This window comes from Pseudonocardia sp. ZF1, assembly GCF_056835605.1.
In genome coordinates, this window is the sequence record NZ_JAJNBY010000001.1 from 694,572 (window position 1) to 709,352 (window position 14,781).

Below are 14,781 nucleotides of genomic sequence, written 5' to 3' on the forward strand. Positions count from 1 at the left end.
GACCCCCTCTTCCGGGTGGCCGGAATCCCACCGCGCCGGGTGGTGGTCGTTGCACGACGACGACCACCCTGCCGGATCGGGCGGTGTCGGCCAGGATGTCCGATGTGCCCCGTGATCACCTCGTATCCCGTGTCCGCCGCGCCGGGACGGCGGTGGCGGCCGTCGTCCTGATGGGCGCGGCGGGGTGTGGTGCCGCGTCGCCCACGGCACCGGCCCCTGCACCGCCCGCGCCGGTCCCGGCACGGACCGACGGTCTGCGGATCACCACCGTCGCGGCCGGGTTCTCCCACGTCTGGAGCGTCGGCGTGCTGCCCGACGGGCGCGCGCTGGTCACCGAGCGGGACGGGCGCCTGTCGCTGCTCGCCTCGCTCGACCCGGGCACCGCGGTCACCCCGGTCGCCGCCGACCTGGGCGACGTGTTCGCCCGCGGCGAGGGCGGGCTGATGGGCCTGGCCGTGCACGCCGACTTCGCGACGTCGAACCGGTTCACCACCTGCCAGACCCACGCCGAGAACGGGAGCCCGGTCGACGTCCGGCTGGTCACGTGGACGCTGTCCGCGGACGGGGCCACCGCGACCCGGGTCGCGGACCCGCTGGTCGGCGGACTGCCGATCGCCTCCGGCGGACGGCACTCGGGCTGCCGGGTCGCCGTCGACGACACCGGGGCGCTCGTCGTCGGGACCGGCGACGCGGCCATGCCCGCCACCCCGCAGGACCTCACCTCGCTCGGCGGTAAGACGCTGCGGGTCGACCCGGCCACCGGCGGGCCCGCGGCCGGCAATCCCTTCGCCGATGCCGCCGACCCGGCCCAGCGGCTCGTGTACACCTCCGGGCACCGCAACGTGCAGGGCGTCGCGGTCGAGCCGGGCACCGGGCGGGTCTTCACCGCCGAGCACGGCCCCACCCGCGACGACGAGGTGAACCTGCTGCGCCCGGGCGGCAACTACGGCTGGGACCCCTCGCAGGGCGGCACGGTGACCACCTACGACGAGTCGGTCCCGATGACCGACCGGGACCGCTTCCCCGACGCCGTCCCCGCCGTGTGGGCCTCCGGCAGCCCGCCCGAGGCGCTGGCCGGCGCCGCGTTCCTCGACGGCGCCGCGTGGGGGCAGCGGAACGGGATGCTCGCCGTCGCCGCGCTGCGCGGGCAGAAGCTGCTGCTGATGCGGGTCGGCCCGGAGGGCACCGACGGCGCGGTCTCCGACGTCGAGATCCCGGCGGCGCTCGACGGGAACTCCGGCCGGCTGCGCGGGGTGTACGCCGTGCCCGGCGGTCCGCTGCTGGTCACGACCTCGAACGGCGACGACGACCGGATCCTGCGGATCGACCCGAGCTGACCCCGCGGTCGTCGTCCTCGACCACCAGGACGCGCACCAGCCCAGGACGGTCCGACAAGACGCACAGAATGGGCGCCCGGGGGTCTGAACCGCCCGGAGCCGGGTAGATGGCGCGGATGGTCGTGCCCGAGGAACCCGTGACGGTGTCGCTCCCGGCCGGGGCGGCGCTGTCCGGGCTGTCCGCCTACGACGTCTGGGTCCGCTACGCGGGTCTCGGCGGCACCGGCAGCGAGCACGACGTCGCCGACATGCTGACCGACCCGGCCGCGGGTGCCCGGGCCGACCGGGTCCTGCTCGCCCGGGTGCTCGACGCACACCTGGTCGTGCTGGGCTGCCGCCGCCGGGTGCGCCCGGACGCCGGCGACGACCCGGCCCCGCCCGCCGTGTCCTGACCCGGCGGGCTCAGCCGCGCACCGACCGGGCGAAGCCGACGACGTCGCGCACGGCGTGCGCGTAGACGTCGGGCATCGCGTCGCGGAACAGGATCATCCCGACGTGGCAGAGCCCCGGGTACACGAGCCCGACCGACGGCACCCCCGCCGCGAGCAGCCGACGGTGGTGGGCCAGCCCCTCGTCGCGCAGCGGGTCCAGCTCCGCGCACGCGATCACGTGCGGCGGGAGCCCCCGCAGGTCCTCGGGACCTGCGACCGCGGCCCAGCAGGTCGGGTCGTCGGCGTGCACGGAGCCGGGGTCGTAGACCTCGGCGAGCAGTGGGAACAGCTCCCGGTTGAGCCAGTAGCGGTCGTTCTCCCACAGCGACGCCAGGTCCGCGGGCGGCCGGTCCCAGGACCCCAGCACGTAGGGGCACTGGGCGTAGACCCCGGCGATCCGCCCGGACCAGCCGTCGCGACCGGCCCGGATCGCCAGCCCGAGCGCGAGGTTCGCCCCGCCGGAGTCCCCGGTGACGACGACGTGCGTTCCGCCCAGCTCGGCGAGGTGTTCGTGCACCCAGTGCAGGCCGGTGACGCAGTCGTCCAGGCCCCCCGGGAACGGGTGCGGCCCCAGCCGCCCACCGCCGTTGCGGTACTCGACCCCCACGACGACGGCGCCCTCGGCGGCCAGCTCGTCGCGCCAGCGCACGTAGAGCGGCCCCGCGGCGGCCAGCATGACCATCCCACCGCCGTGCACCTGGTAGACGACCGGCAGCGGCCCGTCCACGCCGGTCGGTCGGTGGACGTGCAGGGTGATCTCGTGCCCGTCGGCGGCGGGCACGGTCCGTGTCGTGCGGTCGATGCCGGACATCGGGGCCCAGCCCGCGGCCAGCGCCGCGAAGAGCCCCTCGAAGCCCTCCTCGACGGCGTCGACGAAGCCGAGCAGCGCCGGGCGGCCCGCGGTGCGGTCCAGCCGGGCGTCGTCGGCGTGCGCGGTCAGGCCGAAGCCCTCCAGCACCGCGACCATCCGCGGGTCGGCCCGCGGGTCGTCGCCGATCGTCGTCGCCGGGTCGCCGAGCCTGCCGGGTGCGCGGGTGGGTACGGAGGCGTCGGTGCTCATGCGGGCTCCTCGGGCAGCGGGTGGGCGCCCGATCGTGTCCCGCGTCACACCCGTCCGTCAACGGCGTCGTCGCGCCGCGCCGGGGTGGCCGGTTCGAGCAGGTGGACCTCCCGCTCGAGCTCGCCCATCCGGTCCCGCTTCACCGGCGGCGGCTCGGGCACCGGGCCGCCCTCGCGGATGACGCGCACGGTGTCGGCGAGCCGGTCCACCCGGCGCAGGATGCCGTTGCGGTGCAGGAACCAGGCCAGGAACCGGGTCAGCACGGCGACCGCGAGCGCGATGCCGACCGAGAGGTAGTCGCGGAGACGGATCTGGTTGATCTCGTCGATACGGTCGTCGAGCAGCTCCCGCTCACCGGTCCGCATCTGGTCGACGCGGCTGCGGATGCCGTCCATGAGGTTCTTGCCGTAGGCGAGGTCCTGCCGGATCTCGCCGTCGGTGTCCCCGCCCGCGGCGACGACGTCGCGCTGCCGGGCCAGGTCGGAGATCTGTTTCGACGTCAGGTCCCGCAGCTCGGCGATCCGGGCCAGCTTGTCCGTGCGCGGCTTCTCCCCGGGCTCCGCCGCGGCCAGCGTCGCCAGCCGTCCCAACACCGCCGGGAGCTCCGCCGACGCGTCGGTGAACGGCTCCAGGTACTCGGTGCGCCCGGTGAGCTGGTAGCCGCGCACCCCGGTCTCGGCGTCGACCATGAGCGTGGTGAGCTCGCCGAGCGAGCCGGTCATCTCGAACTTGCGCTGGATGTCGGTCTCGATGTCGACACGCTGCAGGTTCCCGGTCAGGGCCAGCCCGGCCGAGATCAGCACCGCGACGAGCGGCAGCCCGATCGTGATGCGCCCCTGCACGCGCATGGGGAGGTCGTTCCAGTACCGCAGGCGGGTCGCGCCGGAGCGCTCAGGGTGTCGCGAAGGCTCCTGGCCACGGCGGGAGTCTACGGACGGGCCCGAGGTGGGGCCTGTCCGAGCGACCGGGTGGACCGGCCCGGCCGCGGCAGTGGGGCCGCTCAGCCCGGACGCCCCACGAACGCCGTCGCGACCAGGGCGACGGCCCGGTCGTTGTCGCGGGTGAGCCGGAGCAGCGCCTCCCGCGCCCCGGGCCCCGGCTGCTCGACCAGCGCCTGGGCCAGCCGGATCCGCGCGGCCGGATCAGCGCCGTCGAGCGCACCGCCGAGCGCGTCGAGTACCCGCTCCGAGGTGGCGGGGTCGTCCTCGGACAGCGCCGCCAGCACCTCCGCGGCGGCGACGTCGTCCACCCCCGCGACGACCAGCGCCACCAGGGCGGGCACGGTCGCGGTCACCCCGCGCCCGCCCGCGGCCAGCACGGCGCGCCGGTGCACCTCCGGGTCCGGGTCGTCGACGGCGTCGACGAGTGCCGCGGTCGCCTCCGGTGCCGTGCCGGTCTCGGCGAGCGCGTCCACCGCGCGCCGCCGGACCGCGACGTCGGCGGACCGCAGGCCGGCGGCGAGCGCCGCCGCCGCGGTGCCGTCCGGGTCGCCGGAACGGGCCAGCGCCCACCGCAGTGCACCCGCGACGTGCGGGTCGGGCTCGGCCAGCGCGGTCCGGGCCAGCAACTCCGGGGGCAGCGAGGCGTCGGCCGTCGCGGCCAGCGCCGCCTGCTGACGGTGCCCGGCCGCGGGGGAGGCCAGCGCCCGCAGCAGCCCGATGACGTCGAGCACATCGTCCCAGCTCCCCGGCTCCGCGGCGTCGACGGTGCGCAGCCGCGCGAGCAGCTCCCGGTCGCGCGTCAACCGGTCCTCGGTCGCCCGGACCAGGTCCGCGACCAGCTCCGACGGCGTGAACGCCGGGTCCGCCAGCGCCCGCCCCACCTGGGCCAGCGACAGCCCGAGCGTCCGCAGGCCCTCCACATGAAGGAGCCTGCGGACGTCGGCGGGGGAGTACTCGCGGTAGCCGCCCACGGTGCGCCCGGTCGGCCGGACCAGCCCGACGGCGTCGTAGTGGCGCAGCATCCGGGCGCTGAGCCCGCTGCGCCGCGCCACCTCCCCGATCAGCACCCGGCCATCGTCCCGCGGCCGGGGCCCAGCGCCACCACCCGCTGGGCCTCCGCGACGGCGGCGTCGAACCCGGTGTCCGGGTCCGCGCGCAGCGCGACGGTGGCACGCGCGTGCGCGGCGACCGCCGGGTCGGTGTCCTCCGAGGCCCGCGCGAGCGCCGCGCCGGCTGTGTTGCCGAGGTCGACCAGGGCCCGGCTCAGGCTGAGTCGGACGTCGCGGTCGCCGCGGCCGAGCTGCCCGGCCAGCTCCCCGGCCAGCGCGGCACGCTCCCCGGTGGGGGCGAGCACGACTGCGGTGCGCCAGGCCGTGCGGGCCACGTCGTCCTCGGGGTCGCGGAGCAGGTCGCGGGTGAGCCACGGCCACGTCGACGGGGCGGCGATCTTCGACAGCGTGTGCAGCGCCTGTGCCCGCGCCCGGGGCCGGGGCGAGCCGAGCTCGACGCGCAGGCGGGGCAGCACGTCGGCGGCCGGGAGCCGGGTCAGCGCCCAGGACAGCATGTCGCGGACGAAGGCGTCCGGCTCGGCCGCGCACCGCTCGACCAGGACCCCGGCGAGTGCGGGGTCGGGGGCCGACCCGGCGGCGAGCGCCGCCCGCAGCCGGGTCGAGGCGTCGTCGGCGGCCATGGCCGACCGGAGGTCCTGCGGTGTGGTCATGGCTCCATCCCAGACCTTGTCACGGTGTGAGGGTCAAGCCCGGCGTGCAGGTTCAGGCCTGCTGCTCCAGCCACGGCCGCAGGTACTCACGCTCGTAGGGGACCTCCGGCGGGATCAGCGCGACGAGGCGTCGTACGCGCTCGGCGGCGTCGCGTGTCAGTCGGGCATCGTCGTCGCGGGTCAGGGGCTGATCCGGGCCGAACCGGCGGGCCGCCTCCACGATCTGGCCGACCGCGGCGTGCAGGTCGTCGAGGTCACCGACGACGACGGCAGGGTCCAGGCCGGCCTCGCGCATCCGGTCGGCGGGGCGGCGCAGCTGTTCCTCCAGCCAGCCCCAGGGGTCCTCGGTGAGGGCCTCGGAGAACACCCGGTCGCTGGGCTCGACGCCGTCGAACGACGGGTGGACGTGCGCGGCCGCCCACTCGCCCGGCCTGTCCATGCGGTCGAACAGGTCCGCCCGCCAGAACGGCCGGTCCACGACGAGCCGCTGCCCCGCGGACTCGCTGCCCCGGTGCGGCTGCGGGTCGAGCAGCAGCAGTTCCACCCGGGCGCCGCGCTCCATGGTGGCGTCGGCACCGATCTCGAACCAGCGCCGGACCTGCACGGCGAGACGGGTGAAGGAGAAGGTGATCAGCACGGTCGTACTCCCGTTCGGGCGAGCTGGTCGGCGAGGTCGGTCAGGTCCGCGGCGTGCAGGTCGAACCGGTCGTGTGTGCCCGGCGGGTCGCCGCCGGGCCGGTCGACCCAGGCGGTGCGCATCCCGGCCGCCGCCGCACCCCGAAGGTCCCACGCGTGGGCCGCGACCATCAGGAGCCGATCGGGCGGGACCGCCGCGGCCTCGACCGCGAGCCGGTAGACCTCCGGGGCGGGCTTGTATGACGCGGCGTCCTCCGCCGACAGTGCGAGGTGCCAGCGCAGCCCTGCCCTGGCGGCCAGCCGCAGCAGGGTGGAACGGCTCGCGTTCGACAGCCCGACCACCGGGAGGCGGCCGGCGAGGTGGCCGATCCCGTCGGCCGAGTCCGGCCACGCCGGATGCCGTGCACCGGCGCCGGCCAGCGTCGCGACGACCTGCGGGTCGCCGACACCCGCCCGCCGCGCGACGGCCGCCGCGGCCTCGGCGTCCAGCACGTGGCCGGGCACGAAGGCCCGCCCGCCCGCGACGATGCGCTCCTGCTCGCCCGCGACGTGCGCCTGCCACAGCCCGGCCAGGTCCGCGGCGGTGTCGCGGTCGGTGCCGGGCACGGCCGCGGCGACCGCGTCGCGCAGGCTGGACGGCTCGTCGACCAGTAGGCCCAGCACGTCGAACACGACGACGTCGATCGTCATCAGCGGCTCCCCGGGATCGTCCGGCGACGGCGTCACCGGTTCGACTGGTGACGCAGTTTGCGGGACCGATGCGTCACCGGTCAAGATGGTGACGTGGGTTTCGCGTTCGTGAGTGGCAGTGCCGCGCTCGACCTGGTCGGCACCGTCACCTGGCGGCGCGCCGACCCGACCGAGCTGCTCACCGGGCCCGCCGACCTCGCCCGCTGGCTCGACGCCTGCGCCGACCTCCCGGACGGCGTGACCGTGACCCCGGAGATCCTCGGGCGCGCGCGGGACCTGCGGGAGGCGGTCCACCGGCTCGCGACCGACCGGCTGGCCGGGCGGGCGTTCGACCCCGCCGCGCTGGCCGTCGTCAACGGCACGGCCCGCGGCCCCGGCCTGACCGTGCAGCTCGATGACCACGGCACACGCCGCACCGGCGACGCCGACGCCGTCCTCGCGGAGCTGGCGCGCGACGCCGTCGCCGTCCTCGCCGACCGGGACACCCCGCTCAAGGAGTGCGGCCGGCCCGCCTGTACCAGGCTCTACCTCGACCGTTCCCGCGGCGCGCGGCGCACCTGGTGCGGCATGGACGAGTGCGGGAATCGGGTGAAGGCGGCCGCCTACCGCGCTCGGAAGAAGAGGATCACCGGCTCCTGACGGCCCCTGCACGGGGCCCCGACGCGGGCGGGGCCCCGGTGAATCGGCGTCAGCCCGGGGTGATGACCACCTTGAGCGCCTGGTTCGCCGCGGCGTTCTTGAACACGTCGTACGCCTCGTCCATCTGGTCGAAGGTGAACGAGTGGGTGCCCATCTTCTCCGCCGGGATCCGTCCGCCCGCGACCATCTTGAGCAGCGTCGGGATGGACACGGTGTCGACCAGGCCCATCGTCAGCGTGACGTTGGAGATCCACATGTCCTGCATGGGCAGCTCCACCGGGGTGCCGTGGACGCCCACGTTGGCGATCGTGCCGCCCGGGCGCACCAGCGACGCCGCCGTCAGCAGCGTCTCCGGGTAGCCGACGGCCTCGATCGCGACGTCCACGCCGAGCCCGTCGGTCAGCGCGGTCACGTCGGCGACGGTGCCCGGCCCGACCTCGACGCTGTCGGTCGCGCCGAACTCGACGGCCTTCTCCAGCCGGAACTTGTTGGAGTCGATCGCGATGACCTTCGACGCGCCCCACAGGCCGGTCGTGAGGATCGCCGAGAGGCCGACCGCACCCGCGCCGACGACCGCGACGGTGTCGCCCGGCCGTACGTTGCCGGCGAGCACACCGACCTCGTAGCCGGTCGGCAGCGAGTCGGCGAGGAAGATCGCCTGCTCGTCGCTGACCGACTCCGGCACGGCGTAGAGCGAGGTGTCGGCGTAGGGGACCCGGACGTACTCGGCCTGGGTGCCGTCGATGAGGTGGCCGAAGATCCAGCCGATCCCGCCGACGGTCTGGCAGTGCGACGGCATGCCGCGCTGGCAGTAGTCGCAGCGGCCGCACTTGGTGATCGCGGGGACGAGGACGCGGTCGCCGACGGCGAACCCGGACACGGCGTCGCCGACGGCGGTGATCGTGCCGACGGCCTCGTGGCCGAGGATGCGGCCGTCGGTGACGGCCGGGACGTCGCCCTGCAGGATGTGCAGGTCGGTGCCGCAGATCGTGGTGGTGTCGACCTTGACGATCACGTCGGTGGGGTCCTGGATCGTCGGGTCCGGGACCTCCTCCCAGGCCTTGGCGTCCGGTCCGTGGTAGACGAGTGCCTTCATCTGCTTACTCCGTTGGTCGCAGGGGCTGCCGAGAGCGTCGGCGGGCCCGACGCTAATGCGGGAGTGCGCATGTGACTGTCCCGTTCTGGGACGACTCCGCGGGCGGCACGACCCCCGGCGACGGCGGTGTGTCCCGGTCCCGGGACACCTCAGCCGATGTAGCTGATCCCGAACGCGTCGATCTTGCGGTAGAGCGAGGACCGGGCGATCCCCAGCAGCTCGGCGGCCTGGTAGCGGTTTCCGCGCGCCTCGTAGAGGGCCTGGATGATCACGTCGCACTGCGCCGCCTCGAGCATCGACATCCGCGGTGCGCCGCCGGTGAAGCACGACGACGGCAGGTCCGGTGCCTGCACCACGCCGACCGGCTTGCGGGCGATGACGTAGCGCAGCACGTCCTCCAGCTCGCGCAGGTTCCCCGGCCAGGCGTAGCCCTCCAGGACCCGCACCACCTGCATGCTGAGGCTCAGCGACCGGCCGCCGGACAGCGAGTGCAGCACCGACCGCGCGAGCTGGCCGAGCTCGTCGGCCCGGTACCGGAGCGCGGGCACCCGGACCGTGTCGTGGAAGTGGCGCAGCAGCAGCCCGTAGGGCCGGGTGGCGTCGACCGAGGGCGTGTCGATGCAGCCGACGACGGTCGGTGCGGCGGGTGTGGCCACGAGCACCCGCAGCGACTCGTCGAGGCGCCGCGCGGCGACCGACCCGAGCATCGCGAGCCGGCGCAGGACGAGCAGCCGCGGCCGGTCCCCGTCGGTGCCGCGGACCGTCGGCAGGAGGGGGCCACCGGACTCCGCGATCCGCGCGCAGTCGAGCACCTGCACCGTCCCGGACGGGTGGCTGCGGCGGAACTGCTCGACGGCCAGGGTCTGCTTCCCGACACCCGGCTCGCCGACGAGGAGCAGGTGCCTGGTCCGTGCGGCGACCGCGGCCGCGACGTCGCGGCGGGCGCGCAGGTAGGGGCTGAGCAGCTCGCGGTTCGCGCGGCGCCGCACCTCGGCGGCGGCGCCGTCGGCGTGGGCGTCCCGGAAGTCGGCCGCGAAGTCCCGGCGGGCGGTCGGCGCGACGTGCGACCCCTGGCGGCGCATCGCGTCCGTCGCCAGGGCCCCGGCCGGTACGGGAACGCTGCGCCGCCCGGAGCTGACATGGCCCACGACGGCACGGCCGTCGCGGACGACGGAGGTGACGACGTCGTCGCGGCGGCCCGACGGGAGGTCGGCCGTGGACCCGGCGGGCGGCGGCTCGGCGAGGGCGGCGTCGGCGAGCGCCCGGTCGAGCAGGTGGTCGCGGTCCTCGCGGGGCAGGGCCCGGAACCCGGGGCTGCACAGGGTCGCCCGGCCGTCGGTCGCGAGGACCCACTCGGCCCCGGAGCGTGCGCAGACGTCGTCGAAGCGGGCGTGCAGCATCCGCCCGGCCCGGTGCCCGCGGTCCCGGACACACTCGCCGACCTGGCGGGCCAGCTCCGCGGCGACGGCCGCACGCAGCGCCGACGTACCGCCCGGCGTCGACAGATGCGTCACGACCACCACCGTCTGCGGGGCCGCGTCGGTGTCGGACGGCACCGGTGCGGCGGCCTCGGCCAGGTGGGCGAGGTCGGGGTGGAGGTGCTCGGGACCGTCCACCCGGGCGGCGCGGCCGGTGGCCCGCACGAGCGCGGACGCCGTCGTCGCCACGTCCTGCTCGGCGATCCGGAAGCCCGGTGCGACCAGGACGGCGTCGAGCAGCGCGGCGAGGTCGGGGCAGGCGTCGCGGCGGACGCGGACCACACCGTCGCCGTCGACGAGCAGCACCGAGCAGTCCAGGTCGTCGGCGCCGACGAGGAAGCGGTCGAACACCTCGTCCGCCTCGGCGGCGGCGGCGGCGCCGGGTTCGTGCCCGACGTAGGTCGCGGACCGGGCGAGGTCGACGCCCAGGTCGACCGACCGCTGCCAGGACTCCGCGACGACCGGGCGGACGTGGGCGCCGACGTCACCGACGTGCCGGGCGTGCCGCACCCGCCGGGCGGCGGCCTCGACCCCGGCGCCGGTATCCACAGCCGTAGCGTAGCCAGCCGGCGCCCCGGTCCACGAGGATCGCCGGCAGCCGGCGTCTGCCGGCCACGCTCACCGATCCGGAGCCGGGCAACCTCTCGGGGCAGTGTGGCTAGGCAGGGAAGTCCGCGCTGCGCGAGAGGTCCTCGTTCGCCCGGATGCCGGCCAGGCTCTTCTCCAGAGCATCGACCACCGCGTCGTATCCGCTGTTGCCCAGGACCAGCCGGCGGGGCGGCGGATCCTGGGACATCGCCGTGATCACCGCACGGGCACCGCGGTGCGGGTCGCCGGGCTGCACGCCGTCCATCCCGACGAAGACGGCCCGGACCTGCTCCAGCATCTCGTGGTACACCGGGATCGCCTCCTCGACGGTGTCGTCGGCGAATCCGGCGTAGGCGTTGGTGCGGAACGCTCCCGGTTCGACGGTCAGCACGGAGATGCCCTGTGCGGCGACCTCGTCGTGCAGCGCATCGGTGACGGCTTCGACGGCGAACTTGGTCGCGCTGTAGTAGCCGAATCCGGGCGCCGCGATGAGCCCGGCCACCGAGGACACGTTGACGATCCACCCGTCGCCGCGGGCGCGCATCCCCGGCAGCACTGCGCGGGTCACGGAGAGCACGGCGAAGAAGTTCAGCTCGAACATCGACCGCATCGCGGACTCGTCCATCGCCTCGATGGATCCGTACCAGCCTCGGCCGGCATTGTTGACCAGCACGTCGATACCGCCGAAGTGCTCCTCGGCTGCTCGTACCGCGCGCTGCACCTGTGTCGCGTCGGTCAGTTCCAGCGGCACGACGAGAACGCGGTCACCGAACCGGTCAGCCCACGTCGCCAACTCCTGTGGGCGGCGGGAGGTCACCACCACGCGGTCGCCGGTGTCGAGCGCCGCCTCGGCGAAGGCCGTCCCGAAGTAGCCGGGTGTTCCACCGGTGATGAACCATCGCCGCGTCACGGCTCGATCACCAGCCGACGGATCACTGCCCCATCGAGGGTGAAACGGTAGTTCAGGTCGACGACCCCGCCCGGGAAGTCGCCCTCCAGATGCTGCCCGACGTCGACGCCTCCGGTGGTCGTGGACGCACCGGCGAACTCGGCGGTGTAGGTGTACTCGGTGACCGCGGTCGCCAGCCAGGCCCTGATCTCGTCGGTGCCCGCGTGGTCGCGGCTGTCATCGGTCACCACGGCATCGGAGGCGAAGGTGGCGAGCGCCCGATCGAACTCCTGGGAGTCGAGTGCGGTCATGAACGTCTTCACGGATTCCGGGAGTGCTTCCCATTCTGCTGTGGACATGGCCCCACGATGGAGCTTCCCGTGAGGGGAAGGTCAACCCGTGGTCGCGGGCATCCCGCGACGTTGACCTTGCCCCTGGGGGAGGCTTCAGGATTGCCTCGTCCGGCAGCCGACGCGACGTGGAGGAGGACGCCATGGGGGCCCAGGTCTCGATCGGTGACTTCGCGCTGATGACCGGTCTGAGCCGTAAGGCACTACGCCACTATCACGACATCGGCATTCTCGAACCGGCCCATATCGACCCCGGCACCGGCTACCGTTTCTACGACACCGGCCAGGTCGACCATGCGCACATCATCCGCCGGTTCCGCTCCCTGGGCATGTCCATCCCCGACATCAAGGCGCTCCTGAGCACCGACGACGCCGGGGCCCGCACCGCGATCATCACCTCCCATCTCGAGCAGATGGAGGCTGCGCTCGCACAGACCCGTGACACCGTGGGGGCGTTGCGTGAACTGCTCGCCCCGGCGAGCCCGCCCGCCGACGTCACGGTGCGCCACGAGCCGGCGCTCGCCGTGTGGTCCGTCAGCGCGACCATCGACGTCTCCGAGATCGACGACTGGTTCGCAGCGGCACTGCGGACACTCCACCGGGCTGTCGCCACGGCCGCAGGCGCGCCCGCCGCGGTGGTACCGGGCGGCCTCTACGAGAGAGCGCTGTTCCTCGAACAGCAGGGTCGCGCAACCCTGTTCGTCCCCGCACCACCATCGGTCGATCCGCCGGCGGATGTCCGGGCCGAGGTTCTCCCCAGGACCGAGTTCGCGGTGCTCACCCATCCGGGCGGCCACGATGGCATCGACCGTGGCTACGCGGCCCTGGGGATCTATGTCAACGAGCATCTGATCAGCAGCCAGGGGCCCATCCGCGAACACTACTTCGGGGGTACCCCCACGGATCCGGCCCGGTTCACCGCGACGGAGATCTGTTGGCCGATCTTCAACACCACCGGATCATCGGAATGAGCTTCTTCGCACGGTAGATCGCCTCGGTCCCGAGGCGCCCGCTGCCGCGCGGCGGGGCGTGGCGACCAGCTCCGGCCCGTCGGCGGCGGGTCAGGAGCGCCGCGCCAGAACGTCGGACCAGTGCCGCTGCGCGACCCGGGGGTGCGAGCGCAGCCAGCCGGTCAGCGCGTTCTCCCCGTAGCGCGCGTCGAGCGGGTTGTCGGCGTCCTCGCTGATCCCGCGAGCGTCCGCGGCCAGCTCGGCCGGCAGGTCGAGCGGCGCGACGACGGCGTCCAGGCGCGGAGCGAGGAAGAACGGCACCGAGATCCGGTCGACCCCGGGCGGTGGCGACACCACCCGGTGCCGCGTCGCGGTGAGGTAGCCGCGGGTGGCGATCTCCAGCATCTCGCCGATGTTCACCACGAACGAGCCCGGCACCGGGAGGGCGTCGATCCAGCCGCCGTCGGGACCCTCGACCTGCAGACCGCCGACCTCGTCCTGCTGCAGCAGCGCGAGGTAGCCGTAGTCCTTGTGGGCGCCGACGCCCTGGTCGGAGTCCGGGTCCGGCCGCCCGGGATAGCGCACGATCTTGAGGTGCAGCGAGGACTCCTCGTCGAACCAGCCGTCGAAGTAGCCCTCCTGCCGGCCGAGCGCGGCGGCGAGCGCACGCAGTACCTCGCGGGAGACCCGCAGCGCCTCGGCCTGCCAGCGCAGGACGACCTCGCGCAGCTCGGGCAGGGCGGCCGGCCACTGGTTCGGCCCGATCAGCCGCAGCCAGTCCGGCTCCCCGGGACCGGGCTCGACGGCGGTGCGCTCGGGCCCGATGTCGATCTGCTCACGCCAGTCGGCGGTACCGCCGGTGTGCTCGGTCCCGGCCCTGGTATAGCCGCGGAACTGGGGGGAGTGGACGTTCTCGATCGCGAGACGGTCCTTCAGGGGCAGCGCGAAGAAGCGGCGGGCGAGCGCGTCCATACCGGTCAGGACGTCGTCGGGGACGCCGTGACCGGTGACGTAGAAGAACCCGACCTCGCGCGCGGCGCGACGCAGTTCCGCGAGGAAGGCCGCCCGCTCCTCCGGATCGGCGCGGAAGCGGGACAGGTCGAGGACCGGGAGCCGGTCGGTGGCAGGGGGCGGCATGGTGCCTCCGACGGGGTGGCGGGCGGCACCTCGGACGTGGTGCGCCGGGCGTACCAGACAACCCGGCCGTCGGAGGGGACGTCAAGGCGCCGTCCGCGGACCGACCGTCGTGATCAGCCGCGGCTGCTGCCGACGAGATGGGCGAACACCACGGTGTTGTCCCGATAACTCCGAGCGCTCGAGTCGAAGGATCCGCCACAGGTGATCAGGCGCAGTTCCGCGCGGTCGACGTCGCCGTAGACGGATTCGGTCGGAAACGCATTCTTGGGAAAGGAGCGGACCTCGTCGACGCGGAACGTCGCGGCGATCCCGTCGGCCCGTGTCACGGTGATGTCCTCGCCCGGACGCATCCGGCCGAGGTCGTAGAACACCGACGGTCCCTCGGCGGCCGAGTCGACGTGGCCGAGGATGACCGACGGGCCGCGGAAGCCCGGTGCCGACGACCCGCGGTACCAGGACGCCCGGTCGTAGCCGGGGCCCGGGGCCGGGACCTCGAGGGTGCCGTCCGGAGCGAGACCGGACTGGTCGACGACCGACTCGACCCCGATCGACGGGATCGAGATCGACCGGGGCGGGGAGGGCGGGAGCACCTCGCCCACCGGCCGGGCCCCCGCGGGCGCGGTGCCCACCACGGCCGGTCCCACCGGGCCGGCGGCCGCGGCCACCGGCTCCGGAGGACCGCCCGCGGTCAGCGCCGACACCAGAACGACCACACCCGCGACGGCCAGCAGCAGCGCGCCCAGCGGAGCGAGCAGCCGCCGGACGCGGGACGGGGGTGGTGCGGTCATCGGGTGCTCCGGTCCTGGTACCGATCGGGGAACCGGTCGTGGTGGTCCACC

16 protein-coding genes are annotated in these 14,781 nt (G+C 74.6%); 4 read left to right on the forward strand and 12 right to left on the reverse strand.

Features of this window, described 5'->3' with window-relative positions; genetic code table 11:
- The first annotated feature begins 95 nt into the window (after positions 1–95).
- Both ZF1_RS03520 and ZF1_RS03525 read left to right on the forward strand, forming a co-directional pair.
- Positions 96–1,337 carry a PQQ-dependent sugar dehydrogenase gene (locus ZF1_RS03520; RefSeq protein WP_405419574.1) on the forward strand — a complete coding sequence of 414 codons (1,242 nt, stop codon included), beginning with the start codon at positions 96–98 and terminating at the stop codon, positions 1,335–1,337.
- Between the two features lie 122 nt (positions 1,338–1,459).
- Positions 1,460–1,729: a hypothetical protein gene (locus tag ZF1_RS03525; RefSeq protein ID WP_308817968.1), complete on the forward strand. Its 270-nt coding sequence runs from the start codon at positions 1,460–1,462 to the stop codon at positions 1,727–1,729.
- 10 nt (positions 1,730–1,739) lie between these two features.
- Here the strand turns inward: ZF1_RS03525 and ZF1_RS03530 are convergent, their stop codons facing one another.
- The 6 genes from ZF1_RS03530 to ZF1_RS03555 all read right to left on the reverse strand — a co-directional run bounded on the left by ZF1_RS03530 (position 1,740) and on the right by ZF1_RS03555 (position 6,815).
- Positions 1,740–2,828 (reverse strand): alpha/beta hydrolase fold domain-containing protein, encoded by a 1,089-nt coding sequence (locus tag ZF1_RS03530; RefSeq protein ID WP_482636439.1) that lies wholly within the window; start codon positions 2,826–2,828, stop codon positions 1,740–1,742.
- Between the two features lie 44 nt (positions 2,829–2,872).
- On the reverse strand, positions 2,873–3,676 hold the full coding sequence (locus ZF1_RS03535) for a CHASE3 domain-containing protein (RefSeq protein WP_482636440.1): 804 nt from the start codon (positions 3,674–3,676) through the stop codon (positions 2,873–2,875).
- 152 nt (positions 3,677–3,828) lie between these two features.
- Positions 3,829–4,836 (reverse strand): MerR family transcriptional regulator, encoded by a 1,008-nt coding sequence (locus ZF1_RS03540; RefSeq protein ID WP_482636441.1) that lies wholly within the window; start codon positions 4,834–4,836, stop codon positions 3,829–3,831.
- Positions 4,830–5,489, reverse strand: coding sequence for a HEAT repeat domain-containing protein (locus ZF1_RS03545; RefSeq protein WP_482636442.1), 660 nt, complete (start codon positions 5,487–5,489; stop codon positions 4,830–4,832). Before ZF1_RS03545 ends, ZF1_RS03540 begins: the two co-directional genes overlap by 7 nt.
- Before the next feature lie 52 nt (positions 5,490–5,541).
- The gene (locus ZF1_RS03550; RefSeq protein ID WP_482636443.1) at positions 5,542–6,126 is read right to left on the reverse strand and encodes a hypothetical protein; all 585 of its coding nucleotides are present in this window, start codon (positions 6,124–6,126) and stop codon (positions 5,542–5,544) included.
- Positions 6,120–6,815 carry a haloacid dehalogenase type II gene (locus ZF1_RS03555; RefSeq protein ID WP_482636444.1) on the reverse strand — a complete coding sequence of 232 codons (696 nt, stop codon included), beginning with the start codon at positions 6,813–6,815 and terminating at the stop codon, positions 6,120–6,122. The genes ZF1_RS03550 and ZF1_RS03555 overlap by 7 nt, the downstream gene beginning before the upstream one ends.
- A 93-nt stretch (positions 6,816–6,908) precedes the next feature.
- On the opposite strand from ZF1_RS03555, the gene ZF1_RS03560 reads away from it, so the two are divergent.
- On the forward strand, positions 6,909–7,454 hold the full coding sequence (locus ZF1_RS03560) for a CGNR zinc finger domain-containing protein (RefSeq protein ID WP_482636445.1): 546 nt from the start codon (positions 6,909–6,911) through the stop codon (positions 7,452–7,454).
- Between the two features lie 49 nt (positions 7,455–7,503).
- Here the strand turns inward: ZF1_RS03560 and ZF1_RS03565 are convergent, their stop codons facing one another.
- The 4 genes from ZF1_RS03565 to ZF1_RS03580 all read right to left on the reverse strand — a co-directional run bounded on the left by ZF1_RS03565 (position 7,504) and on the right by ZF1_RS03580 (position 11,816).
- Positions 7,504–8,550 carry an alcohol dehydrogenase catalytic domain-containing protein gene (locus tag ZF1_RS03565; RefSeq protein WP_308817973.1) on the reverse strand — a complete coding sequence of 349 codons (1,047 nt, stop codon included), beginning with the start codon at positions 8,548–8,550 and terminating at the stop codon, positions 7,504–7,506.
- Between the two features lie 149 nt (positions 8,551–8,699).
- Entirely contained in the window at positions 8,700–10,577 is a 1,878-nt protein-coding gene (locus tag ZF1_RS03570) for a helix-turn-helix domain-containing protein (RefSeq protein WP_482636446.1), read from the reverse strand.
- 109 nt (positions 10,578–10,686) lie between these two features.
- Positions 10,687–11,526 carry an SDR family NAD(P)-dependent oxidoreductase gene (locus tag ZF1_RS03575; protein WP_482636447.1) on the reverse strand — a complete coding sequence of 280 codons (840 nt, stop codon included), beginning with the start codon at positions 11,524–11,526 and terminating at the stop codon, positions 10,687–10,689.
- Positions 11,523–11,816 carry a nuclear transport factor 2 family protein gene (locus ZF1_RS03580; RefSeq protein ID WP_482636448.1) on the reverse strand — a complete coding sequence of 98 codons (294 nt, stop codon included), beginning with the start codon at positions 11,814–11,816 and terminating at the stop codon, positions 11,523–11,525. The genes ZF1_RS03575 and ZF1_RS03580 overlap by 4 nt, the downstream gene beginning before the upstream one ends.
- A gap of 167 nt (positions 11,817–11,983) precedes the next feature.
- Here ZF1_RS03580 and ZF1_RS03585 point away from each other — a divergent pair, with 167 nt between their 5' ends.
- The gene (locus ZF1_RS03585; RefSeq protein WP_482636449.1) at positions 11,984–12,826 is read left to right on the forward strand and encodes a MerR family transcriptional regulator; all 843 of its coding nucleotides are present in this window, start codon (positions 11,984–11,986) and stop codon (positions 12,824–12,826) included.
- 90 nt (positions 12,827–12,916) lie between these two features.
- Here the strand turns inward: ZF1_RS03585 and ZF1_RS03590 are convergent, their stop codons facing one another.
- Both ZF1_RS03590 and ZF1_RS03595 read right to left on the reverse strand, forming a co-directional pair.
- A complete protein-coding gene (locus ZF1_RS03590) occupies positions 12,917–13,942 on the reverse strand; it encodes an isopenicillin N synthase family dioxygenase (protein ID WP_482636450.1) in 1,026 nt (341 codons plus the stop codon).
- 113 nt (positions 13,943–14,055) lie between these two features.
- Positions 14,056–14,730, reverse strand: coding sequence for a class F sortase (locus tag ZF1_RS03595; RefSeq protein ID WP_357545837.1), 675 nt, complete (start codon positions 14,728–14,730; stop codon positions 14,056–14,058).
- Between the last annotated feature and the right edge of the window lie 51 nt (positions 14,731–14,781).